This is a genomic window from Paenibacillus protaetiae (assembly GCF_004135365.1).
GTDB lineage: Bacteria > Bacillota > Bacilli > Paenibacillales > Paenibacillaceae > Paenibacillus_AP > Paenibacillus_AP protaetiae.
On record NZ_CP035492.1, the window covers coordinates 821875 to 844910 of the forward strand.

General features: G+C 51.3%; 23 protein-coding genes and 1 pseudogene. All 24 read left to right on the plus strand.

Going from position 1 to position 23036, the window contains the following annotated elements:
- Nucleotides 1–8 precede the first annotated feature (8 nt).
- The 24 genes and pseudogenes from fliG to ET464_RS03690 all read left to right on the plus strand — a co-directional run bounded on the left by fliG (nucleotide 9) and on the right by ET464_RS03690 (nucleotide 23035).
- Nucleotides 9–1022 (plus strand): flagellar motor switch protein FliG, encoded by a 1014-nt coding sequence (gene fliG, locus ET464_RS03570; protein WP_129438314.1) that lies wholly within the window; start codon nucleotides 9–11, stop codon nucleotides 1020–1022.
- Nucleotides 1015–1833 (plus strand): FliH/SctL family protein, encoded by an 819-nt coding sequence (locus ET464_RS03575; protein ID WP_129438316.1) that lies wholly within the window; start codon nucleotides 1015–1017, stop codon nucleotides 1831–1833. The genes fliG and ET464_RS03575 overlap by 8 nt, the downstream gene beginning before the upstream one ends.
- Nucleotides 1830–3170 (plus strand): flagellar protein export ATPase FliI, encoded by a 1341-nt coding sequence (gene fliI, locus ET464_RS03580; protein ID WP_425271739.1) that lies wholly within the window; start codon nucleotides 1830–1832, stop codon nucleotides 3168–3170. Before ET464_RS03575 ends, fliI begins: the two co-directional genes overlap by 4 nt.
- Before the next feature lie 7 nt (nucleotides 3171–3177).
- A complete protein-coding gene (gene fliJ, locus ET464_RS03585) occupies nucleotides 3178–3624 on the plus strand; it encodes a flagellar export protein FliJ (RefSeq protein WP_129438318.1) in 447 nt (148 codons plus the stop codon).
- A gap of 36 nt (nucleotides 3625–3660) precedes the next feature.
- Complete coding sequence (locus tag ET464_RS03590; protein ID WP_129438320.1) at nucleotides 3661–4587, plus strand: MotE family protein; 927 nt, start codon at nucleotides 3661–3663, stop codon at nucleotides 4585–4587.
- Between the two features lie 35 nt (nucleotides 4588–4622).
- On the plus strand, nucleotides 4623–5993 hold the full coding sequence (locus ET464_RS03595) for a flagellar hook-length control protein FliK (protein WP_129438322.1): 1371 nt from the start codon (nucleotides 4623–4625) through the stop codon (nucleotides 5991–5993).
- 35 nt (nucleotides 5994–6028) lie between these two features.
- Complete coding sequence (locus ET464_RS03600) at nucleotides 6029–6562, plus strand: flagellar hook assembly protein FlgD (protein ID WP_129438324.1); 534 nt, start codon at nucleotides 6029–6031, stop codon at nucleotides 6560–6562.
- A complete protein-coding gene (locus ET464_RS03605) occupies nucleotides 6559–6957 on the plus strand; it encodes a TIGR02530 family flagellar biosynthesis protein (protein ID WP_129438326.1) in 399 nt (132 codons plus the stop codon). Before ET464_RS03600 ends, ET464_RS03605 begins: the two co-directional genes overlap by 4 nt.
- Nucleotides 6958–7022: 65 nt before the next feature.
- A complete protein-coding gene (gene flgG, locus ET464_RS03610; protein ID WP_129438328.1) occupies nucleotides 7023–7835 on the plus strand; it encodes a flagellar basal body rod protein FlgG in 813 nt (270 codons plus the stop codon).
- A 60-nt stretch (nucleotides 7836–7895) separates the two neighbouring features.
- Nucleotides 7896–8117 (plus strand): flagellar FlbD family protein, encoded by a 222-nt coding sequence (locus ET464_RS03615; RefSeq protein WP_129438330.1) that lies wholly within the window; start codon nucleotides 7896–7898, stop codon nucleotides 8115–8117.
- A 5-nt stretch (nucleotides 8118–8122) separates the two neighbouring features.
- Nucleotides 8123–8584 (plus strand): flagellar basal body-associated FliL family protein, encoded by a 462-nt coding sequence (locus tag ET464_RS03620; RefSeq protein ID WP_129438332.1) that lies wholly within the window; start codon nucleotides 8123–8125, stop codon nucleotides 8582–8584.
- Between the two features lie 40 nt (nucleotides 8585–8624).
- Nucleotides 8625–9626, plus strand: coding sequence for a flagellar motor switch protein FliM (gene fliM, locus ET464_RS03625; protein ID WP_129438334.1), 1002 nt, complete (start codon nucleotides 8625–8627; stop codon nucleotides 9624–9626).
- Complete coding sequence (gene fliY, locus ET464_RS03630; protein ID WP_129438336.1) at nucleotides 9616–10830, plus strand: flagellar motor switch phosphatase FliY; 1215 nt, start codon at nucleotides 9616–9618, stop codon at nucleotides 10828–10830. Before fliM ends, fliY begins: the two co-directional genes overlap by 11 nt.
- Before the next feature lie 22 nt (nucleotides 10831–10852).
- A complete protein-coding gene (locus ET464_RS03635) occupies nucleotides 10853–11215 on the plus strand; it encodes a response regulator (RefSeq protein WP_129438338.1) in 363 nt (120 codons plus the stop codon).
- On the plus strand, nucleotides 11187–11840 hold the full coding sequence (locus ET464_RS03640) for a flagellar biosynthetic protein FliO (RefSeq protein WP_129438340.1): 654 nt from the start codon (nucleotides 11187–11189) through the stop codon (nucleotides 11838–11840). The genes ET464_RS03635 and ET464_RS03640 overlap by 29 nt, the downstream gene beginning before the upstream one ends.
- Entirely contained in the window at nucleotides 11830–12585 is a 756-nt protein-coding gene (fliP, locus tag ET464_RS03645; RefSeq protein WP_129444038.1) for a flagellar type III secretion system pore protein FliP, read from the plus strand. Before ET464_RS03640 ends, fliP begins: the two co-directional genes overlap by 11 nt.
- A 20-nt stretch (nucleotides 12586–12605) precedes the next feature.
- Entirely contained in the window at nucleotides 12606–12875 is a 270-nt protein-coding gene (gene fliQ, locus ET464_RS03650) for a flagellar biosynthesis protein FliQ (RefSeq protein WP_129438342.1), read from the plus strand.
- Entirely contained in the window at nucleotides 12875–13666 is a 792-nt protein-coding gene (gene fliR, locus ET464_RS03655; RefSeq protein ID WP_129444039.1) for a flagellar biosynthetic protein FliR, read from the plus strand. The genes fliQ and fliR overlap by 1 nt, the downstream gene beginning before the upstream one ends.
- Nucleotides 13667–13681: 15 nt before the next feature.
- Nucleotides 13682–14776, plus strand: a complete 1095-nt coding sequence (gene flhB / locus ET464_RS03660; RefSeq protein ID WP_425271740.1) for a flagellar biosynthesis protein FlhB — start codon at nucleotides 13682–13684, stop codon at nucleotides 14774–14776.
- 40 nt (nucleotides 14777–14816) lie between these two features.
- Nucleotides 14817–16849 (plus strand): annotated as a pseudogene (gene flhA / locus ET464_RS03665) (flagellar biosynthesis protein FlhA).
- Nucleotides 16846–19002 (plus strand): flagellar biosynthesis GTPase FlhF, encoded by a 2157-nt coding sequence (gene flhF / locus ET464_RS20675; RefSeq protein WP_341869741.1) that lies wholly within the window; start codon nucleotides 16846–16848, stop codon nucleotides 19000–19002. The pseudogene flhA and the gene flhF overlap by 4 nt, the downstream one beginning before the upstream one ends.
- Before the next feature lie 26 nt (nucleotides 19003–19028).
- Complete coding sequence (locus ET464_RS03680; protein ID WP_129438346.1) at nucleotides 19029–20360, plus strand: protein-glutamate methylesterase/protein-glutamine glutaminase; 1332 nt, start codon at nucleotides 19029–19031, stop codon at nucleotides 20358–20360.
- Between the two features lie 37 nt (nucleotides 20361–20397).
- Complete coding sequence (locus ET464_RS03685) at nucleotides 20398–22488, plus strand: chemotaxis protein CheA (protein ID WP_129444043.1); 2091 nt, start codon at nucleotides 20398–20400, stop codon at nucleotides 22486–22488.
- An 85-nt stretch (nucleotides 22489–22573) separates the two neighbouring features.
- On the plus strand, nucleotides 22574–23035 hold the full coding sequence (locus ET464_RS03690) for a chemotaxis protein CheW (protein ID WP_129438348.1): 462 nt from the start codon (nucleotides 22574–22576) through the stop codon (nucleotides 23033–23035).
- Nucleotide 23036 lies beyond the last annotated feature (1 nt).

Sequence of the window (23036 nt, forward strand, 5' to 3'; positions counted from 1 at the left end):
TGGTTCAAATGTCCAAGAACATGCAAGGCCTAAGCGGCAGGCAAAAAGCTGCCATATTGCTAATCACACTGGGCCCGGAGGTGTCGGCACAAATCTTCAAGCATTTGCATGAAGAAGAAATCGAGCAATTAACGCTCGAAATTGCGAACGTCCGAAAGGTGGATAGCGCTGAACGGGAAAGCATCCTTAGCGAATTTCATCAGATTTGCATGGCCCAGGAATATATTACGCAAGGCGGTATCAGCTACGCCAAAGATATATTGGAAAAAGCGCTTGGCGAGCAAAAAGCGGTGGAAGTGATCAACCGTCTGACAGCTACGCTCCAAGTAAGGCCGTTTGATTTCGCCCGCAAAGCGGAACCGACACAAATTTTAAACTTTATTCAAAACGAGAATTCTCAAACCATCGCACTCGTTCTTTCTTATTTGCAATCGGAGCAGGCATCGCATATTCTTTCTTCTTTGCCGCAAGACAAGCAAGCGGACGTTGCGCGCCGCGTTGCATTGATGAATAGCACATCTCCGGAAGTGATTTCACAAGTGGAGCGCATTTTGGAACAAAAGCTGTCCGCAACGGTTACTCAGGATTACACCAATGCTGGCGGCATCGATTCCATTGTTCAAATTTTGAACGGGGTCGACCGCGGCACGGAACGCACCATTCTCGATGCGCTTGAAATCCAGGATCCGGAGCTTGCGGAAGAAATCAAAAAACGGATGTTTGTATTCGAAGATATCGTCAATATCGACAACCGTTCCATTCAACGGATTATCCGCGATATCGAAAATGCCGATCTGCAGCTTGCACTCAAAGTGGCAAGCGAAGAAGTGCGCGAAGCGATCTTCCGCAATATGTCGAAACGAATGTCCGAAACATTCAAGGAAGAAATGGAGTTCATGGGACCTGTACGGCTGCGTGACGTCGAGGAAGCTCAGACCCGTATCGTCGCTACGATCCGCAGGCTAGAAGAAGCCGGGGAGATCATTATCGCCCGCGGCGGAGGAGATGACATCATTGTCTAATCTGATCAAATCCTCCCATGTCATTCCGCTTGAGCAGCTCAAAGTGCTTCAAGCGCTTAGACAAGCTTCTTATCAGATTCAGCATGAACAGCCGGTTGTACCGTCCGAAGAGCCGTCGCCCGATCAGGCAACGATTGCGCTTCGCGATCAAATTTTAAATGACGCCGAATCGGTGGCCAAAGACAAAATTACCGAAGCGGACCGAATCAGCGGACAAATGCTTCAGGATGCCAAAGCTCAAATCGATTCCTGGTGGGAGCAGAAGCGGGCGGAGGATGAAGCCCAGTTTGAAGCTTCCAGGCAATCGGGTTATGAACAAGGCTACCGCGAAGGAGCAGCAGCGGCGGAAGCCGAGCTGCGGGCTGCATGGGAGCATAAGCTGTCCGAAGCTGCCGCATTATTGGAAGCCGCTTATGAGATGCGTGAACAAATCATTCAGGAAGCGGAGCCATTTCTGGTCGATCTCAGCTGCTCGATTGCAGGGAAAATCATCGGCACGCATTTTAACGAAATGCCTGAACTGGCTACACAGCTTATCGTTAATGCTTTATCGCGCCGGCGGGAGCAAGGCGTCATTACGTTATGTGTTGCGCCTGGCCAGCTAGCGTTTGTACAAGCGGCTCGTGACGAGCTGCAGCTCGCTATCGACTCGCAGGCCGAGCTTCAAATCATTCCCGATCCGAAAGTGGCGGATCACGGCTGCGTTATCCGGTCGGCATACGGCAGCGTTGACGCCCGCATTGATACCCAGCTTTCCGAAATTAAGAAAGAGCTGCTGCTGCTTGCTCACCAAGGCAGGGATGAAGCGTGAACGGCGAACCACTCAAGAGGCCTGTGCTTAACGCAGCCAAATATAAAGAACAGCTTGTCCGAATCGATCCGATACGGGTGAACGGCAAAGTAACACAAGTGATTGGGCTTACGGTTGAGTCCGAAGGCCCGGATGCGAGCATCGGCGAAGTATGCCTCATTTATCCAAACAAAAGCGCAAAGCCAATCAAAGCGGAAGTGGTAGGCTTCCGGGATAATAAGGTGCTTCTAATGCCGTTAGGCGAGCTTCAAGCGATCAGCCCCGGCTGCGACGTGGTCGGAACCGGCAAACCGCTGACGGTGCAGGTTGGCTCCGAGCTGCTGGGCAAAGTGCTGAACGGTCTCGGTGAACCGCTTGACGGATCGTTCCTGCCCGGGCGCATGCCGCATTACTCGACATCGAATGAACCAAGCAATCCGCTGCTTCGGCCGCGAGTCAAGACGCCTCTTGGCATCGGCGTACGCGCCATTGACGGCTTGCTGACGGTCGGGCAAGGGCAGCGCGTAGGCATATTTGCCGGTTCCGGCGTTGGCAAAAGCACGCTGCTTGGCATGATTGCGAGAAATACGACGGCAGATGTAAACGTCATAGCGCTAATCGGCGAACGCGGCCGTGAAGTTCTTGAGTTTATTGAAAAGGACCTTGGCCCCGAAGGGCTTGCGCGTTCGGTTGTGATCGTCGCCACATCGGATCAACCTGCGCTTATCCGGATGAAAGGCGCGCTGATTGCAACGACAATCGCCGAATATTTTCGCGACCGAGGCCTCAATGTGATGCTGATGATGGATTCGGTCACCCGTTATGCAATGGCGCTGCGCGAGGTAGGGCTTGCAATCGGCGAGCCGCCGGCTACGCGAGGTTATACACCGTCGGTTTTTGCCAATTTGCCGAAGCTGCTTGAGCGTGCCGGTACCGGCGTGCACGGCTCCATTACGGCCTTTTACACAGTGCTGGTCGATGGCGACGACATGAATGAGCCGATTGCCGACGCTGTCCGCGGCATTCTGGACGGCCATATCGTGCTTAGCCGCCATCTGGCGAATAAAGGGCAGTACCCGGCAATTGATGTGCTGCAGTCGGTCAGCCGCGTTATGAAAGAAATCGTGACGGACGAGCAGTCCGATGCGGCCAATGAATTCAAGCGCCTTCTCTCTATTTATAGAGATTCGGAAGACTTGATCAATATCGGGGCGTATCAGAGCGGTTCGAACAAAGAAATTGATAAAGCTCTGGAATCAATTGAACAAATTCAGAGCTATATTCGCCAAAAGACGAATGAAAAAATATCGCTTCAAGAAGCCCAAGACCAGCTGGTCATTGATTTTTACAGGAGATGAGTAAGAAGTGGCTGCTTTCCGGTACTCTTTTCAAAAAATCGTAGATTTGAAATCAAGCGAAAAAACGCAAGCGGAATGGTTGTTGTCATCCGCGCTTGGCGAGCTCCAGTCCGAGGAGCTATCGCTGCGGCAGCTGCAGGAAGAACGGGAAGTTTGGGAACGCAACGTATTGGAAAACGCCCAGTCTTCCACTTCCCTGGCTGAGCTTCAGCTCATCCAGCAATACATCGAGTTTCTGGACGAATCCATTGCGCGCAAGCTTGCGGCAGTGAAGCGTGCCCAAAAGTCTGTTGAGCTGAAAAGAATGCGGCTGTCCGATACCGTCAAAGACGAAAAGGTATGGCTGAAAGCGAAGGACCGTGCCCTCGAGCGTTTCCGTTATGACATGCAGCTGAAAGAGCAGAATGAGCTGGATGAGTTCGCTACCGTCCGTTACATCACATCTGCTCCGTAACAAACGAGCAAGGCTGGCTAGAAGGAGTGATCGATTTTGACGGATTTAGAAACCGAGAAGCAGGGTTACAGCGTGCTGGAGCGGATTATGTTTTTTGTGACGCCAATCCTGTTTACGCTCGTGCTGCTTGGTGTTCTGCTGACTTTATTCAATTTTGACATGCGCAATAAAATGCTGGAGATCGGCGATTCCATTCCGCTGCTGAAAGAAGTGCTGCCGGAGCCGCAAACGAAGGCAGAAGGGCACACTGGCGGTTCGGACGATCAGACGCGTTCAGCGAATTTGTCGAAGCAAGTAACTCAGCTGCAGGCAGAACTGACGGATAAAAGCAAAGAGCTGGAGCAGGCAAACGAAGCTAAAACCGCACAGGATCAGCGGATTGCCGACTTGCAGGCGGAGAACGACCAGCTGAAGCTGACGGCTGAATCGGCTAAAGATGAGGAATATGAAGCGAATGTGAAAGAGCTGGCTAATGTTTACGCCAAAATGATGCCAAGCAAAGCCGCGCCTATACTGGAATCTATGAATGTAGACGAGATGGCGCTGGTGCTTGGAGCGATGGCGCCGAACAACCGCGCCCGCGTGCTCGAAAAGATGAACCCGCAAGTGGCTGCGGAAGTGTCCCTGAAGCTGAAGGATGCGGTTACCTCCAAAGACCTAGATATTAAAGCATTGCAAGCACAGTTAAAGGATGCGGAAAACAAGCCGTCTTCAGCGACGCAGTCTGCCGCTGCCATACCGTCAACGCTTGACGATGCGCAGCTGAAATCGACGTTCTCGACGATGGACCCGAAAAGCGCTGGTACGCTTCTGATTAAAATGGCTGCTGTCAGCCCAAGCAAAGTGCTTCGGATTTTAAAAGCGGTTGATGATTCGACGCGGTCCAGCATTTTGGCTGAAATGTCCAGCCAGGATGATAAAGTGACCGCAGATTTGATGGCTCAGCTAATGGCCGGCAAATAACCGATTTTCTGTAACAGGAAAGGAGGTGAAACAAAATGGGAATGAATGTTTCGCAAGCATTGCCGCAATCCGTACCGGTAGCGTCCTCCGCTGGTTCTGCTCAGGCGCCAAGCGGCGGCGCAGGCGCTTTTCAGCAGCTGGTGCAAAAAGCAGGACAAGCTGTCCCCGCAGCAAACGGCACAGGCGGAGCAGCAGCCAAACCGCAGGAGGCGCTTATTCCGGTGCAGGTGGAAGATGCGGCAGCTCAGCTGGATGGTCAGCCTGCGGCAGAAACCTTGCTGGACCTCATCGGGAAGCTGCTCGAAGGGCTGCAGCAAACGGATGATCAGGACGAGCAAGCAGACAGACCTGCCGATGAGGAGCCAGACGATCTGCAAGGCGCTTTGGACCAGCTTAACGCGCTGTTTGCGCTGCTTGGCGCGGAGCCGGTTGTTCCTTTTAACAGCCAGCTGGCGGGACAAGCACAGTCCGCTTCTGCCAATGCCGAGGAGCTGAAAGCAACGATCAAGGACGCGCTTATTGAGCTTCAGGGCATGATTCAGCAAGGAACTGTACAGCAAGTGCGCGGAACGGATGTGAACGAGCTGCTTCAGGGCCAATTGAAATCTATTGCAGAGCTGATCAGCGGCGGACAAGACAAACCGGCTTCAGGCAAAAGCAAAACTGCGGCTGAGCAGACCGCTGGCATAGGAAACAGCTTCAGCATCCAGTCCGACAGCAAAACGGCACCGGCGAATTCTGCAGCGCTGCTGCAGCGGTTATCGACGCAAACATCCAATTTGTCGGTCCTCATCGCTTCCGCAAACCAGGAGCAAGCGCCGGAAGATCGTGAAGACGGGCTGCGAGGACAACCGGCCGAACTTTTTTCAAGCATATTGAATCAAGCTAATCCGACGGCTGCAGCATCTTCTCCGGCCGCAGCGGCTAAAGGGGCCGTTGCCGGATATGTCAATGCGAATCAATTTGCGCAATCCATGACGGATTTTATCGTACAAAAGTTTGATGTCACGTCTTTAAACGGCGTAACGGAAGCTAAAATTCAACTGACGCCGGAACATCTCGGAAAGCTGGATTTACGCATTTCAGTCCAAAACGGTCAGCTGACCGCGATATTCCATGCAGATTCGGCTGCGGCAAAAGATATGCTGGATAATCAAATGGCCCAGCTGAGGTCTGCGCTTCAAGCGCAAGGCTTGACGGTTGACAAGCTGGAAGTTTGGGACGGGCAGCCTTCGGCTTATTTCTCCGAGGGGCGCGAAGGGCGAGGCGGCAATGGCCAGCAAGCGCCAAAAGCCAAATTTGACGATGCGTTGGAAGGCGTAGATGCAGACTTTGAAGAAGAAATGGCTGAACAGCAGGCCATTCAGCATTTAGGTTACGGCAGAGCGATCAACACAGCTGTATAGGCAAGGCAGCCATAGCAGGACGGAGGTGAACGGATATGGCAGTTAGCGGAATATCCGGCAATTCGTACAACAACCCGCCCAAAAGCGTTACAGGCGGAAGCGGCTCGGAGCTTGGCAAAGACGCTTTTCTTCAGCTGCTTGTCGAGCAATTAAAAAATCAGGACCCGATGAACCCGATGGACAATACGCAATATATTGCGCAGCTTACGCAGTTTACTTCCGTCGAGCAGCTGATGAACATTTCGACGAAGCTGGACAGCCTTTCGATGGATTTAGGATCGGCATCCACCTTAATCGGCAAAACGATCGGCTGGGCGGAGATGAACGACGAAGGGCAGCCTGTTATGAAAAGCGGAGTTGTCGATTCGATCTATGCGGGTGACGACGGATTGTACGCGCAAGTTGGCGACAGGCAAATTCTGCTTAGTGTCATTCAGTCGGTAACGGATGCTTCAGAAGCTCCGGATGGCACCGGCGAGCAGCCGGGTGACGATAGCGGGAATGCCGCTGATGGCGGAGACGGCGCCGATGGCGGAAGCGGCGAGGCTGAAGGAGCGGAGCAGGCATGAACGATTCGATCAGGATCGGTCAGCTGTATCCGGTTAACCAGACTCCGCTCGCCAAAGGGAAACCAGCGCCTGCAGGAGCTGCAGCGGGTACAGGAAGTTCTTCTTTCAAGGAGCTGTTGGAGAGCAGCAAGCTAAAGTTCAGCCATCATGCGGAGATCCGCATGAAGCAGCGCGGCATTGAGCTGCGGGCGGATTCCATTGCCCAAATCAATCAAGCCGTTGAACAGGCAGAGCAAAAAGGCGCTGTAAATTCGCTGATTGTATATCGCGATATTGCGATGATTGTGAATGTGCCAAGCCGGACTGTCGTAACCGCGATGGACGGCAAGCAGATGGAAAGCACCGTTTTTACGCAAATTGACAGTGCCGTAATTGTAAAGGAAGGCCGGACCTAACAGGGGCCGCAGGCTGCGGAACGAATGAAGCAGCCCATTCCAACACAGATGGAGGATGAAGGGAAATGCTCAGATCGATGTATTCCGGCGTATCCGGGATGAAAGCCTTTCAAACGAAGCTTGACGTAATCGGCAACAACATTGCTAACGTCAATACGGTTGGGTTTAAATCCAGCCGCATTATGTTTTCGGATATTTTGAGCCAGACGGTCAGCGGCGCAACAACGCCTGAAGCAGACGAACAAGGCGGCGTCAATCCGAAGCAGGTAGGCCTTGGCGTAGCGGCTGCTTCGATCAGCACCGTCCATACGCAAGGCAGCGCGATGACCACGAACGACGGCAAAGACTTGCGTATTGACGGCGACGGATTTTTTGTGGTGCAGGCTAACGGCGACAGCGAAATGCTGCTGACACGCGCCGGCAATTTTACGCTGGATGCCAATCGGCAGCTGGTTACGGCAGACGGCTACTATGTACTGAGCACTGACGGTACGCCGATTACGCTGGATGAGGACGTAACGTCCTTCTCGATCTCCCAGGACGGCAACGTCATGGCGACAACAGCGGACGGCACGGAATCGGTCGGCCAAATCGCAATTGCCCGCGTTACGAACCCAAGCGGCCTTGAAAAAGTCGGCGGCAGCAAATACCGCCTGACCGGAAATGCCGACTTGGCGGATTCCGTCGAAGATCTGATTGATGCTCCCGGCGTAGACGGCCGCGGTTCGATTATTGCCGGACAGCTTGAGATGTCCAATGTCGACTTGACCGACGAATTTACCGAGATGATTGTCGCGCAGCGCGGTTTCCAAGCGAATTCCCGCATCATTACGACTTCCGACAGCATTTTGGAAGAGGTCGTCAACCTGAAGCGATAACAGTTAAGGAAAGCTGGCGGGGGACTGTCAACGTCCCCCTCATGCATTGGGGGGTAAATTATGATTACGGTTACGCGGCTTAACGGGACGCAAGTAATGATTAATGCATTGCTCATTGAGACAGCCGAGGCAACACCCGATACAGTCATTACGCTATCGACCGGCAAAAAAATCGTCGTCAAAGAATCGACGACTGAGCTGCGGGGCCTTGTACAGCAGTTTCTAAGAACGATCGGATTAACTGCAGCGGCAGCCCACAAGATCGAGCAAACGGAGGACTAATCGTTATGAAAAAGATGCTGCCTTGGATCGTTACCTTATTGCTGGCGATCTCCCTGATTGCCGTAGTTGCGATCATTTTATTTAATTCGATTGTGGATGATCCGCCCAAAACAGCGGACGCACAGCCGGTTGCGGTGAAGAAGCTGAATGCTGACGAACTGGTTGCGGTAACTTCCGAGCTGAAGGATTTCAAACGCAACTTGAAAGATCCCGATTATGTCGTTCTTCTGAATCTCGCTTTTCAGCTGGACAGCAAAAAAGCCAAAGCCGAGTTCGACAAAGTGCTGGATATTGAAGTGAAACCTATCATTAACCGGGTTGTGGCGGATATGAGCGAAGAAGATTTGAGAGGTTCGCAAGGCGAAGACACTTTGGAAGCCAAATTGCTGACGCTCATTAATCCAGTGCTTCCGACCGGCAAGCTCGTCAAGGTTGAAATTACCGATTTTATTATCCAGCAGCTTTAGCATGTAGAAGAAATGCCGACATGAGAAGGGGGTGAGAGAGTTGGTTGATGTATTATCGCAGAATGAGATTGACGCGCTGCTTGCCGCATTGTCCTCCGGCGAAATGGATGCCGAGGAGCTGAAAAAGGAAGAAACAACGAAGAAAATCCGGGTGTACGATTTCAAGCGCGCCGTCCGTTTCTCGAAGGATCACATTCGCAGCTTGACTCGCATACACGAGAATTTCGCGCGATATTTGACAACCTACTTCTCCGCGCAGCTTCGTACTTTCGTTCAAATCAGTGTCGTGCAGGTGGAACAGCTGCCTTATGACGAATTTATCCGCTCTATTCCGAAAATGACCATTTTGAACATTTTTGAAGCGGAGCCGCTGGAAGGCAGAATGGTGCTGGAGGTTAACCCTAATGTCGCCTTTGCCATGCTGGACAGGCTGTTAGGCGGTCCGGGAATGGCGCCTGCCAAAATCCAGAATTTGACCGAAATCGAAACGATTGTGATCGAGAGAATTTTTAGAGGCACGTTTGAAAGCTTAAAGGATGCCTGGAAGACGATCTTGGACATATCGCCTCGTCTGGAAGCGCTCGAAACGAATCCGCAATTTATGCAAATCGTTTCGCCCAATGAGACGATTGCGCTTATTTCATTAAGCACCAAAATTGGCGATACGACCGGCATGATTAATTTATGTATCCCGCATGTTGTACTTGAACCGATTATGCCGCGCCTGTCTGCACATCATTGGTTCGTATCGCAAAAGAAAGAGCGCGCGCCTGAGGAAGTAGAGATGCTGGAGCACCGCGTCAGCAAAGCGAAACTTCCGATTGTAGCTGAGCTTGGGGATTCTACGATAACGATCCAAGAGTTTCTAAGTTTAAATGTTGGCGACGTTATTTCCCTGAAAAAACCGACGAACGAAGGGCTTCGCATTAAAGTTGGCGATAAGCTGAAGTTTATAGGCAGCCCGGGAAGTATTAAAGATCGCCTGGCCGTTCAAGTAGACGAGGTAGTCAGCGAAGGAGTGGAAGAGGAATATGACGAGTAAAGACTATTTGTCCCAAGAGGAAATTGATGCGCTGCTTCGCCAGTCCTCTGCTGGTGAAGAGCAAGGAGCATCTGCGGCGCCGGAAGAAGATCTTGGTTCGTATTTGACTCCGATTGAACAAGATGCGCTTGGCGAAATCGGCAATATTACTTTCGGCAGCGCAGCGACGGCGTTATCTACGCTGCTTGGCCGTAAAGTCGACATTACGACGCCTGAAGTTAATCTGGTAAAACGGGAAAATTTAAGCGATGAATTTCCGAAGCCGCATGTCGCGGTTAGCGTGCAGTATGTAGACGGCTTTCAGGGCATTAACTCGCTTGTGATTAAGACCAAAGACGCCCAAGTGATTGCGGATTTGATGCTTGGCGGCGAAGGCACGGTTACAGCCGAAGAATTAAACGAAATACATATAAGCGCCGTACAGGAAGCCATGAATCAAATGATGGGCTCTTCTGCGACGTCGATGTCTACGATATTTAACCGTCTGGTCAACATATCTCCTCCAGGCATTGATATATTGGACGTGAACAATGGCGAAGGCGTATCGCATCTGCCATCCGACGATGTGTTTATTAAAATATCGTTCCGTCTAACCATTGGCGACTTGATAGATTCCAGAATTATGCAGCTGATTCCGATTCCGTTTGCGAAGCAAATGGTGGCCACCTTGATGGGAGCTGAAGAAGAAGCAGCGCCGGCTTATGAAGCGCCAGCAGCCGTATACGCTCCGCCGGAACAGCCGGCCCCTATGTATGCGCCGCCGGCAGTCCATCAGGAGCCGATTTTTGAACAGCCTGCGCCAGCAGCCGGAATGGGAGTGCCATTTGACACAGGAAGTCAGCCTTCCGTACCACAAGCTTTCGGAAACGTTTCGACAAGAAATGTCAATGTCCAGCCGGTACAGTTCGCAAATTTCAACAATGCTTCCTATGTTCAACAAGATGCGACAAATCTTAATTTACTTCTCGACATTCCCCTTAAGGTAACGGTAGAATTAGGAAGGACCCAGAAGCAAATTAAGGATATTTTGGAATTGTCGCAAGGCTCGATTATCGAGTTGGACAAGCTTGCCGGAGAGCCTGTTGATATTTTGGTTAACAACAAGCTGATTGCAAAAGGTGAAGTTGTCGTAATCGACGAAAATTTTGGTGTTCGTGTCACGGACATCGTTAGCCAATGGGACCGCATTCAAAAATTACAATAGTTCCTTAGGAGGAAACAAGAAGATGGCAAACCGTATTTTGATCGTAGACGACGCAGCGTTCATGCGCATGATGATTCGAGACATTCTTACCAAGAACGGTTATGAAGTCGTCGGTGAAGCCCAGGATGGCTCCCAGGCAGTGGAAAAATTCAAGGAGCTGAAGCCGGACCTCATTACGATGGACATTACGATGCCTGAGATGGACGGGATTTCCGCTCTGAAGGAAATTAAAAAACTCGATCCGAATGCCAGAGTCATTATGTGCTCCGCTATGGGCCAGCAGGCTATGGTTATCGATGCGATTCAGGCCGGTGCAAAGGACTTTATCGTAAAACCGTTCCAAGCGGACCGGGTTATTGAAGCGATTAAGAAAACGCTTGGTTAACGGCAATGATTCCATCTTTTTTACAGTTGGCTTCTTTCAAACAACCGGCGGCAGCTTTGCCGCAGATTTTGCTCGCTACGGGGATATAGACGGCGCTCCCGATGATTTGAAAGCTCCGTCCGCTAATTTGGCGGGGAGTGTCGTTTGGGTCATCGTTGCCCTAATTATCGTCATTGCACTGATTTATATCGTAATCAAGTTTCTTGCAAAACGCAGCCAGGCCTGGGGAACGAACCGTTCCCTCCGTTCGCTTGGAGGTATTACGCTTGGACAAAACAAGTCGCTTCAAGTTGTGGAAATTGCCGGCCGGCTGTATGTCGTAGGGGTAGGGGAGAATGTTACCCTTCTCGACCTGATCGACGACAAAGAGGAAGTACAGGCTTTGCTTTCGGCTCTTGAGCTGAAGCCGCAGACGGTATGGCCAACCAACGTGCTGGCTAACGCGCTTCAGAAGCTGCGGCGCGGCAAAATCGAACAAAACTCGGCCGATGAATGGGATTCGGCCGGCTCGTTTGAGCAGCTGCTCCAAGACAAATGGAACCGCCAATCAGAACGAAAGCAGCAGATGGAGTCGATGCTGCATAACTCAAAACATAATGAACGGTCGATGGATGATGAAAAATAAGTGGTTACTGACAATCGCTTTTGCACTAATGCTCGTAATGGCTATACAAACGCATGCTCATGCCGAACCTCTTCCGGATATCTCCATCAATGTTGGCAATTCGGATGATGGCCAGTCGGGCACAAGTTCGTTATCCATTCTGCTGCTTATTACGGTACTCAGCATCGCGCCTGCCATTCTCGTATTGATGACCAGCTTTACCCGGATTGTAGTTGTTCTTGGTTTTGTCCGGACTTCGATCGGCACGCCGACAACGCCGCCGACCCAGGTGATTATCGGGCTTGCGATGTTTTTGACCTTCTTTGTAATGGCGCCTACCTTATCGCAAGTTAATCAGGTCGCTCTTCAGCCGTATTTGAAGCATGAAATCTCTCAAACGGAAGCGTTCAAGAAAGCGGAAGTGCCGATGAAGAAGTTTATGTTTTCCAATACGAGAGAAAAAGATTTAAAGCTGTTTATGGATTATTCCAAAGCGGAAAAGCCAAAAACGTATGAGGATATCCCGCTTACCGTACTTGTCCCGGCTTATGCGATTAGCGAGCTGAAAACGGCGTTTCAGATGGGCTTCATGATATTCATTCCGTTTCTCGTCATTGATATGATTGTGGCGAGCGTTCTGATGTCCATGGGGATGATGATGCTGCCGCCGGTAATGATCTCTTTGCCATTTAAACTGCTGTTATTTGTACTGGTAGACGGATGGTATTTGGTCGTTCGGTCATTATTGCTCAGCTTTAACACGTAGCGGGCGAGGGGGAACTGCAGATGAGTACAGATTTTGTTATCGGCCTGGCAGGGCAAGCCGTATATACCGTTCTAATCAGCAGCGCGCCAATGCTGGCGCTTGCTTTGATTGTAGGCTTAATCATTAGCATCTTTCAGGCAACGACGCAAATTCAGGAACAAACGCTTGCTTTTGTACCTAAAATCGTAGCCGTGCTGATCGCTCTCATCGTATTTGGGCCATGGATATTGAACACCATTATTCAGTTCACTTACGACATCTTGAGCAATCTCTATAAATATATCGGATGATGGATGCAATCGTACAAGGGTTTCCTATTTTTTTGTTGATATTTTGTCGAATAACAGCATTTTTCGTCGTAGCTCCAATATTTGCGTTTCGAAATTTGCCGAATACGTTTAAGATTGGCCTCGGTTTTTTTATTTCCCTGCTTGTCTTTTTAACCTACGGCTTTAGCCAAACCGTTATAACGGACGCCACCTATGTGCTGATGATTATACGGGAAATATTGATCGGTCTTGCCATGGGGTTTGTTGTCTATTTGTTTTTTGCAGTTGTGCAGGCGGCTGGCGGGTTCATGGACATGCAGATCGGATTTGCGATGGCGAATGTGATTGATCCCGTAACCGGAAGTTCGGCGCCTTTGCTCGGCAATTTCAAATATATGCTGGCGATGATGCTCTTTTTAATGATGGACGGCCATCATTATCTGCTTAACGCTTTAATGGGCAGCTACAGCTGGCTGCCGCTTGATAACGAGGTGTATGCGCATTTTGCAGACGGCCGGATTTCGGATTTGCTGCTCCGCTTGGTTGGCAATACGTTTCTGTTAAGCTTGCAGGTTGCGGCGCCGATTATTGTGGCAATGTTTCTGACGGACGTCGGGATGGCTTTTTTAGCGAAAACCGCGCCGCAGTTCAACATTTTTGTTATCGGCATTCCGTTAAAGCTGTTGATCGGGTTAGCGCTGCTTATGCTCATCATGCCGGAAATTGCAACCTTGTTCAGCCATTTGTTTTCCATCATGTTCGATTCGCTTGAAAAACTGTTTGCCGTTATGCAGGGCAAGAGCGGGACGTAAGGAGGCGGCATGCGTGTGCGGACATCATACCGCTTAAAACTTGATTTACAGCTGTTCAGCCAGGAAAAAACCGAACGGGCCACGCCGAAGAAACGGCAGGAGTCGCGGAAAAAAGGGCAGGTTGCCAAATCTAACGAGCTGCCGAGCTCCCTTATTCTTTTATTTGGATTTTTATGCTTGATTATGATGGGCGGTTATTTCAAGCATCGCATACTGCTCCTCTTCGGAAGTTTGTTTCAAGACTGGCTGACCATGGATTTGAACGCCGGGAGCTTTATGAGGCTGGCAACGCATGTCATTACCGATCTGCTGCTGCTGCTTGCTCCCCTGTTTGCGGTAGCGGTTTTATTTGCAGTCGTGGGCAATGTTGTACAATTTGGCTTTTTGTTTACGGGTGAACCGCTTAAGCTGAAGTTTTCGAAGCTGAACCCGGTCAATGGCGCCAAAAATATATTTTCTGCCCATACGCTGGTAGAGTTTGTGAAAAGCGTATTGAAAGTAATTCTGATCGGAATCTGCGTCTACATAACGATTAGCAGCGAATGGTCCCGCATCATGGCATTATGGAGCGTTCCGGTCGACCAGATCTTCAGCTTTGCAGCCGGATTAACGATGAGGCTGGGAATCGAGATTGGTGCAGTGCTCGTCGTATTGTCGGCAGCCGATTTTATGTACAAGCGTTACGAGCATGAGAAAAGCATCCGGATGTCCAAGCAGGATATTAAGGATGAGTACAAAAAAACGGAAGGCAATCCGATCATTAAAGGGCGCATTCGCGAACGGCAACGGAAGATGGCGCTCATGCGGATGATGCAGGAAGTACCTAAAGCGGATGTAATCATTACAAACCCTACCCACTTTGCTATCGCACTTAAATATGACCCCGCCGAAATGGATGCTCCTGTTATCGTTGCGAAAGGGATGGACCATGTTGCCCAGCGCATCAAGGAAATCGCCAAGGAAAACGGCGTCATGACGATGGAAAACAAGCCGCTGGCCAGAGCGCTGTATGAACGATCGGAAATCGGGGATGTCATTCCGGCCGATTTGTTCCAGGCTGTGGCGGAAGTGCTGGCTTATGTATACAAAGTGAAGGGAAGAAGGAAGTAGCATCTAGTATGAAAGAGGGCATGAGGAAGGAGGCAGCGTCATGAAGGCTAAGGATCTCGTCATCTTGTTGGGGATTATCGGCATCGTGCTGATGATGGTTATTCCGATTCCAACGCCGCTTTTGGATATTTTGCTTATTTTAAACATTTCATTGGCGCTGATGATACTGCTGATCGCAATGAATACGCGGGAAGCACTTGATTTCTCCATATTCCCCGCTATCTTGCTTGTAACCACATTATTCCGGCTTGCTTTGAACGTATCGACGACAAGAAATATTTTGGCTCATCATGAAGCCGGCCAGGTCGTCAAAACGTTCGGCAGTTGGGTTGGCGGCGGCGAAATCGCGATTGGTTTCATCGTATTCCTGATTCTCGTTGTCGTTCAATTTATCGTGATTACAAAAGGTTCGGAGCGGGTAGCGGAGGTCGCAGCCAGATTTACGCTCGACGCGATGCCCGGTAAGCAAATGAGTATTGACGCCGATTTGAATGCGGGTCTTATTAATGAAGCGCAAGCGCGCGAACGGCGGCAAAAAATCGAACGGGAAGCCGACTTTTACGGCGCCATGGACGGCGCCAGCAAATTTGTGAAAGGCGATGCCATTGCCGCGATTATTATTTTGCTGATTAACCTGATCGGCGGTTTCGTCATCGGGATGGCCGTTCACGGCATGGGGTTTAAAGAAGCGCTGAGCACCTATTCCATTTTGACCATCGGCGACGGTCTGGTCAGCCAAATTCCAGCTCTTCTGATCTCGACGGCTTCAGGCCTCATTGTAACGAGAGCTGCCTCCGACGGCAACATGGCCGAGGATGTAACAAGCCAGCTGCTCAAGTATCCGAAGCTGCTCTATATCGTAGGCGGCACGGTAGCGCTGCTTGGTTTGTTTACGCCAATCGGCATTTTCCGGACATTCCCGTTTGCAGCATTAGTCATTTACGGAGGCTGGCGGATGCAGAAGGCTTTATCCAAGCAGAAACACGAAGAAGATATGCTTGTAGAGGAACAGCAGATTGAAGAAGTCCGCAGCCCGGAAAGTGTGATCAATCTGCTTCAGGTCGACCCGATTGAATTCGAGTTCGGCTACGGGCTAATTCCGCTGGCGGACTCGCAGCAGGGCGGGGATTTGCTCGACCGGATCATTATGATCCGCAGGCAGTGTGCGCTTGAGATGGGGCTTGTAGTGCCGGTTATCCGGATCAGGGATAACATCCAGCTGAAGCCTAACGAGTACTTGATCAAAATCAAAGGCAACATCATTGCCCGCGGCGAGCTTCTGCTAAACCATTACCTCGCCATGAGCCCGGGTTTTGAAGATGATTCCGTAGTTGGCATTGAGACGGTAGAGCCGGCGTTTGGCCTGCCGGCCATTTGGATTGATGATGCGATGAAGGAACGGGCTGAATTGTCCGGTTATACGGTTGTAGATCCGCCTTCCGTCGTAGCCACCCACTTGACGGAAGTCATTAAGCGGCACGCGCACGAGCTGATTGGCCGCCAGGAAACGAAGACGCTCATCGACAACGTGAGAGAGACGTATCCGGCGCTTGTGGATGAAGTTGTTCCTTCAATCTTGTCGGTAGGGGATATCCAGAAGGTACTTGCCAAGCTTTTGAAGGAAAAAGTTTCGATCCGCGATTTGGTTACAATCTTTGAAACGCTTGCCGATCACGGCCAGTTTACGAAAGATACGGATGTGCTGACAGAATATGTGCGACAAGGCTTATCCCGCCAAATTACGCAGCAATTTTCGCCAAACGGTGAAATGCTTCGCGTCATAACGGTTGGGCCGGGCTGGAGAAAAAAATTGCCGAGTCGGTACAGCAAACGGAACATGGCAGCTATATTACGCTGGATCCGGTGTCCACTCAGCAAGTTTACCAAAAATTGAATGAACAGGTGGGACGCCAAATTCAATCCGGCCAGCAGCCGCTTGTACTTGCATCACCTACGATCCGGATGTATCTTCGCCAAATCATTGAGCGGACGATGCAGGATGTGCCGGTATTGTCGTACAGCGAGCTGGAACCTAACGTCGAAGTGCAAAGCATCGGGGTGGTGAATTTATGAGAGTAAAGCGATATGTCGTAAGCGAGCTGCCTGAAGCGGTACAAATGATCCGCAGCGAGCTTGGCAAAGACGCCGTTATTTTAAATACAAAAGAAATTCGTGTCGGCGGCTTTATGGGCATGTTCCGCAAGCGGAAAATGGAGGTGCTCGCCGCGGTCGAATCCGGCGGCGGCGCTCCTTCCGCCGCGCCTGCGGCGTCAGTCCCTGCTGCACCGGCGGCAGTGCCGGCCGCTTTGCGCGGGGTGCCAGCTGCATACGAACAGCCGGCCGCAAGCGCTTATGCCCGGCAGGCTGCCGCCGCCGTGCGTGGGATGCCCGCATCGCCGATGCCGCAAGCGTCGTCGCAAGCGCCGCTCTTCGGGCATCCTGCGGCCGAACCGGTGCCGCCGCGCCGCGAAGAGCGCAAAAACAACGATTTTTTGCTGGAAGAGCTGCGCGGCATCAAGCAATACATATCACAGCTTGCATCGAGAGGCGAAGAGCCGGCGATGCTCCCGGAGGCGTTACAGGCGCTGCATGACAGGCTGACTGAACAAGAGGTTGCTCCGGAACTTATCGACCGCCTGATCGGCGAGATTCGCAACCAGCATGAAGACAGGCAGCTTGTGCTGCACAAGGATGAAGTATGGGAGTCGGCAAAGCAGTTTCTGGAAGAGTGGCTTGCTCCGTACGACGTTCAGCCGGTAGGCGAATCGGCGCGGGTAGTTCATTTTGTCGGCCCGACCGGCGTCGGCAAAACAACAACCATTGCGAAGCTGGCTGCGGAGCAGACGATTGGCCGCGGGAAAAAGCTCGGTTTCATTACGTCGGACACGTACCGAATTGCCGCCGTTGACCAGTTGCGAACCTACGCCAACATTTTGAACATTCCGCTGGAGGTCGTGTTTTCTCCAATGGATTTGTCGAAAGCTTATCTTCAGCTGGAAGACCGCGACCTAATATTTATGGATACGGCGGGCCGTAATTTCCGCAATGAGCTTCAAGTGTCCGAAGTGAACAGCTTGTTTAATCCCGGCGAGCATAATGAGACGGTCATGGTGTTCAGCCTCACCGGCAAAACGAAAGACATGGCTGCGGTTGCGGAGCATTTTATGAAATACGGCGTTCGCAAAGTGCTGTTTACGAAGCTGGACGAGACAAGCGTATACGGCGCCGTCTTGAATCTCATCGTACAGCTGCAGCTGAATCCGACTTATGTTGCCAGCGGACAGACCGTGCCGGACGATATTGCGCCATTCCATCCGCAGCAATATATCGCTCTGCTTCTGGGGCGCCGGCGGATGAGTGATCAGGCGGAAGCGTTACGCAAGCTTATACGCGGCAGAGTCTCGCAGGAGCAGCAGCGTGCGGAGACGCGTCTCATTACCGTCACAAGCGGCAAAGGCGGCGTTGGGAAATCGAATTTCAGCTTAAACTTTGCGCTGGCGCTTCAAAGCCTGGGGCAAAAAACGCTTGTTTTTGACGCGGATGTGGGCATGGCCAACATCGACGTGCTTATGGGCATATCGTCATCGCATACTTTTTACGACCTGCTCAGCCGGAAAAAGACGATTGAGGAAGTGATTCAGGAAGGCCCGGGCGGCATCCATTTTATTGCCGGCGGCTCAGGCATTGCCGATCTGCTGGAGTTGAAGCCGGAGCAGCTGCGTTACGCTGCAGAGCAGGTCGCTTCCCTGCAAGACCGGTATGACGTCATCTTGTTTGATACAGGTGCGGGATTAAGCCGGGAAGCGGTCAAATTCATGGAGTCGTCGCAGGATACGATCGTTGTCACTACTCCGGAGCCAACGTCCATTACTGATGCGTACGCCTTGCTGAAGCTGGTCCATTCCCTGCAGATCGAAACCCGCTTTAAGCTGGTTGTAAACCGTGCTTTGGATCATAAGGAAGGCAGCCATACGGCGGATAAAATCATATACGCCGCAGACCGGTTCCTGCAGCTCAAGCTGGAGAAACTGGGGATTCTTCCCGATGATCCCAGCGTTTCGAAGTCGGTGCGCAGGCAGTCGCCGTTTATGATTGCTTTTCCCGGCAGCCCGGCAGCCCGGGCGATGGAACAGCTGGCGCGATATTATTTGGAGCTGCCGAATAACACCCGCGGTTCCGGCGGGATAAGAGGATTTATACATAAGATGTTCAGTCCACCACGATAGCCTGTAAATCCTTGAGGGGGGAAAAAATGGAGCCGTATCGCATACTTGTCGTGGACGATTCGCCGTTTATGCGCGCAATTTTCAGCGATTTGATCATGCAGCATTCCGATTTTACGATTATCGGGACCGCAGCTAACGGAGAAGAAGGGGTTGAAGCGGTTAAACAGCTGCAGCCTGATGCGGTCACGCTTGATCTGGAGATGCCTCAGATGAACGGGCTCGAAGCGCTTCAAACGATTATGAAGGAAACGCCGACCCCTGTCGTTATGCTGTCCGGCATCAGCGAACAAAACACCAAAGAGACGATTAAGGCGCTTCAATACGGAGCGATCGATTTTATCCGCAAGCCAACCGCATCCGATGATATAAAGCAGGTTGGCGAGCTGCTGATCGAGAAGCTGAAAATTGCCGTAATGACCAAAAAGGTAAAGTCGTTTAAGACGGAATGGAAGGCAGCCGAACCGGAACAAACGCTAAAAACAGCCGCTTCGATAATCGCTGACCCGCCGTCATTCCCGTATCGGGAGCAAAATCATAACGCTGCTGAACCATCCGGGCAGCCGGCACCAGCCAAAAAGTCAAAAGCTGCAAATGCCGCGAAAACATACGCGAATTCGCCGTTTTCGCTGAATACAGCTAAACCCAAGCCTGGCGGAAGCAAGCAGAACAGCAGCAGAAAGCCGGAACACCGGCAAACGCCAGCCGGAAGCGCCGGACGTTTTATACATACGAATGAGGATTCAACGGCGCAAGGAGCCGATAAATTAAATAAACCGACGGTCTTCCGCCATGTGGTTGCCATTGGCACCTCAACCGGAGGGCCAAGGGCTTTGCATGAAGTGATCAGCGGACTGCCGGCCGATTTGCCCGCACCTGTTCTTGTCGTCCAGCATATGCCTCCGAAATTTACGAAGTCGCTGGCGCAAAGGCTGGACAGCTTCAGCCAATTAGAAGTAGTGGAGGCTGCGCAAGGGGAACGGGTTCGAGCGGGTGTCGTCTATATCGCGCCAGGCGGCAGCCATATGGAGCTGGCACAGGATCGCAGCGGCTACTGCATCAAGCTTACGGAGCAGCCGCCGCGAAACGGTCACCGTCCCTCCGTGGATGTGCTGTTTGAATCGCTTGTTCCCTACCGCGAGCTCGATCGGCATGCGGTCATTATGACGGGAATGGGCAGCGACGGGGCAAAGGGGATGGCGGCGCTGGCCGAAAGCGGCGCGGTATCCGCGATCGCTGAAGCGGAAGAAACCTGTATCGTATACGGCATGCCGCGCTGCGCGATTGAAAACGGATCGGCCAAAACCGTGCTTCCGCTGCAGCAAATTGCCTCAAATCTAGTTTCTAGCGTTACTCAATAGTCGGATCCCGACTACTCTATCAGGAGGTGCATGAATGATGGACATGAACGCATATCTGTCGATGTTTATCGATGAATCCAATGATCATTTGCAGGCGCTGAACGAAAACCTGCTGCAGCTGGAGGGCAATCCGGAGGATATTAGCATTGTACAGACGATTTTCCGGTCAGCCCATACGTTAAAAGGGATGTCTGCCACGATGGGGTTTGAGGATCTGGCATCGCTTACGCATGAAATGGAAAATGTGCTTGATTTGGTACGCAACAGCAAGTTAAAAATGGACGATTTTATTTTCGACACGTTATTTAAAGGACTGGATGCCCTAGAGGCGATGGTTCAAGATATCGTCAACGGCGGCACCGGCAAAGCGGATGTGCAAACCATTGTAACAGCGCTTGTCTCTATCGTAAAAGGGGACTATGCCAAAGGAGGACAAGCTCCGCAGCCTGCTGCTGCGGCCTCAGTCCAACCAGCCGCTGCAGCAGCGGCTTCGGCTTCCTATATGCTGGACGAATTCCAAGCTTCGATTTTGGAACAGTCGATTCAAAGCGGGCATCAAGTCTACCATGTCGTTGTCACCGTCCGTGAAGATTGCATGCTGAAAGCGGCCAGAGCGTATATGGTGTTCGATCTGATTGAACAAAACGGTGAAATTGTCAAATCGGATCCTTCCGTGCAGGATTTGGAGCAGGGCAGCTTCGAGCAGGCATTTTCGATCTTTACGATATGCAATTTGGCAGCGGACGAGCTGCAAAAGCGGATTTCGGATATTTCGGAAATCGAGCAGGTACAGGTGACCTCGCTTGATCTGGAATCGTTAAAGCTGATGACGGCTAAACAGCAGCAGACGGCTGCCGCAGGATCGCAAGCACCTGTCCAAACGGAACAAGCCGCCGCCGCAGGAGCTGCGCGGGAGGAAGCGGCGCGCCAAGTGGCTGCCGGACGGAATCAGGCTGCAGCGGGCGGGGCTGCAGCAGTATCCAAAACGATCCGCGTGGATATTGAACGGCTGGACACGCTTATGAACCTGTTCAGCGAGCTGCTCATTGACAGGGGCCGCTTGGAACAATTGGCAAGTGAAGTGAAACGGTCGGAATTGACGGAAACCGTTGAGCATATGTCACGGGTCAGCAACGACCTTCAAAATATTGTGCTGAAGCTTCGCATGGTGCCGGTAGAGTCGGTATTTAACCGGTTCCCGCGCATGGTGCGCGACCTTGCGAAATCGCTTGATAAAAAAATCGATCTGATCATTACGGGGGCTGATACAGAGCTTGACCGTACTGTAATTGATGAAATCGGCGATCCGCTGGTCCACTTGCTGCGCAATTCCGTCGACCACGGCGTTGAAACCGTCGATAAGCGGCTGGCCGCAGGCAAGCCGGAAACCGGTACGGTTCATCTTCGCGCCTACCACAGCGGCAACCATGTCTTTATTGAGGTGGAAGACGACGGCGGCGGCATCAATCGCGAGAGGGTGCTGCAAAAGGCGCTCGCGAACAAGGTCGTATCCGAAGATCAAGCCAAAAAAATGAGCGCCGACGAAATCAATATGCTGATCTTTGCTCCTGGCTTCAGCACGGCAGAAGTCATTTCGGATATTTCCGGACGCGGCGTCGGCCTTGATGTAGTCAAATCGAAGATCACTTCGCTGGGCGGCAATGTCTCGATTGAATCGGAATACGGCAAAGGAACCAAATTCTCCGTACAGCTGCCGCTTACGCTTTCGATCATTACCGCTATGCTGATCAAGCTGGGCTCGGAGAAATATGCGATTCCGCTTTCATCCATCGTGGAAACCGGCATTATCCGCCAGGAAAATGTATTGAATGTGCACGGTTCCAAAATGGTAGAGTTCCGTAACACGGTTATTCCGCTAGTTTCGTTAAGCCGTGTGCTGGATGCGCTGGACTTTAACGAAACCGAAGAAGACGAAACGGAAATTATCGTGATCCGCAAAGGGGAGAAGCTGGCTGCCGTAATGGTCGACCAGTTTATCGGCCAGAAAGAAATTGTATTGAAATCTATGGGCAATTATTTGAAAAATGTCGATAAAATTTCCGGCGCAACCATTCTTGGCGACGGTCAGGTAGCTCTTATTATTGATCCAAGCTCGCTTATCAAATAGAGCAAGCGGGCTGGAGTGGAACCTATGGCAGGCATGATTCCTATAAGGCTAAATCATTTCTTAATTTCTCGGGAGGGTACGGAATATGGCGGAAGAGGTAAAAGTTATCGTATTTGCGCTGGCAGACGAAGAGTATGGCATTGAAGTGGACAAGGTTCGCACCATTGAAAGAATGATGCCGATTACGCGCGTTCCGAAAACACCGGCTTTTGTAAAAGGAGTAATCAATCTTCGCGGCATTGTGGTCCCGGTCATTGATCTTCGCGGCCGTTTTCAGCTGCAAGAGACGGAACCGACGGATAACTCCCGCATTATTGTAGTTGCCGTTAACGAAATGGAAGTTGGTTTTATCGTAGATTCGGCCAACGACGTTATTGATATTGATACGGATACGATTGATTCTCCGCCGGAAGTCGTGGGCGGCATTAAAGCGAAATATTTGCACGGCATAGCCAAAATCGGCGATAACCGGCTGCTTATTATGCTGAATTTGTCCGAAGTATTAAACCGGAATGAAATTATTCAGCTTGAGCAGCTTGAGGTATAAC

What these genes read in the sequence shown, in the direction of transcription:
- fliY (WP_129438336.1), top strand. Translation starts at nt 9,616, where the DNA reads ATGACGAGTAAAGACTATTTGTCCCAAGAGGAAATTGATGCGCTGCTT.
- fliR (WP_129444039.1), top strand. Translation starts at nt 12,875, where the DNA reads ATGGATGCAATCGTACAAGGGTTTCCTATTTTTTTGTTGATATTTTGT.
- fliG (WP_129438314.1), top strand. Translation starts at nt 9, where the DNA reads ATGTCCAAGAACATGCAAGGCCTAAGCGGCAGGCAAAAAGCTGCCATA.
- ET464_RS03600 (WP_129438324.1), top strand. Translation starts at nt 6,029, where the DNA reads ATGGCAGTTAGCGGAATATCCGGCAATTCGTACAACAACCCGCCCAAA.
- flhF (WP_341869741.1), top strand. Translation starts at nt 16,846, where the DNA reads ATGAGAGTAAAGCGATATGTCGTAAGCGAGCTGCCTGAAGCGGTACAA.
- ET464_RS03620 (WP_129438332.1), top strand. Translation starts at nt 8,123, where the DNA reads ATGAAAAAGATGCTGCCTTGGATCGTTACCTTATTGCTGGCGATCTCC.
- fliQ (WP_129438342.1), top strand. Translation starts at nt 12,606, where the DNA reads ATGAGTACAGATTTTGTTATCGGCCTGGCAGGGCAAGCCGTATATACC.
- fliP (WP_129444038.1), top strand. Translation starts at nt 11,830, where the DNA reads ATGAAAAATAAGTGGTTACTGACAATCGCTTTTGCACTAATGCTCGTA.
- ET464_RS03615 (WP_129438330.1), top strand. Translation starts at nt 7,896, where the DNA reads ATGATTACGGTTACGCGGCTTAACGGGACGCAAGTAATGATTAATGCA.
- ET464_RS03680 (WP_129438346.1), top strand. Translation starts at nt 19,029, where the DNA reads ATGGAGCCGTATCGCATACTTGTCGTGGACGATTCGCCGTTTATGCGC.
- flgG (WP_129438328.1), top strand. Translation starts at nt 7,023, where the DNA reads ATGCTCAGATCGATGTATTCCGGCGTATCCGGGATGAAAGCCTTTCAA.
- ET464_RS03605 (WP_129438326.1), top strand. Translation starts at nt 6,559, where the DNA reads ATGAACGATTCGATCAGGATCGGTCAGCTGTATCCGGTTAACCAGACT.
- ET464_RS03690 (WP_129438348.1), top strand. Translation starts at nt 22,574, where the DNA reads ATGGCGGAAGAGGTAAAAGTTATCGTATTTGCGCTGGCAGACGAAGAG.
- ET464_RS03595 (WP_129438322.1), top strand. Translation starts at nt 4,623, where the DNA reads ATGGGAATGAATGTTTCGCAAGCATTGCCGCAATCCGTACCGGTAGCG.
- ET464_RS03635 (WP_129438338.1), top strand. Translation starts at nt 10,853, where the DNA reads ATGGCAAACCGTATTTTGATCGTAGACGACGCAGCGTTCATGCGCATG.
- ET464_RS03685 (WP_129444043.1), top strand. Translation starts at nt 20,398, where the DNA reads ATGGACATGAACGCATATCTGTCGATGTTTATCGATGAATCCAATGAT.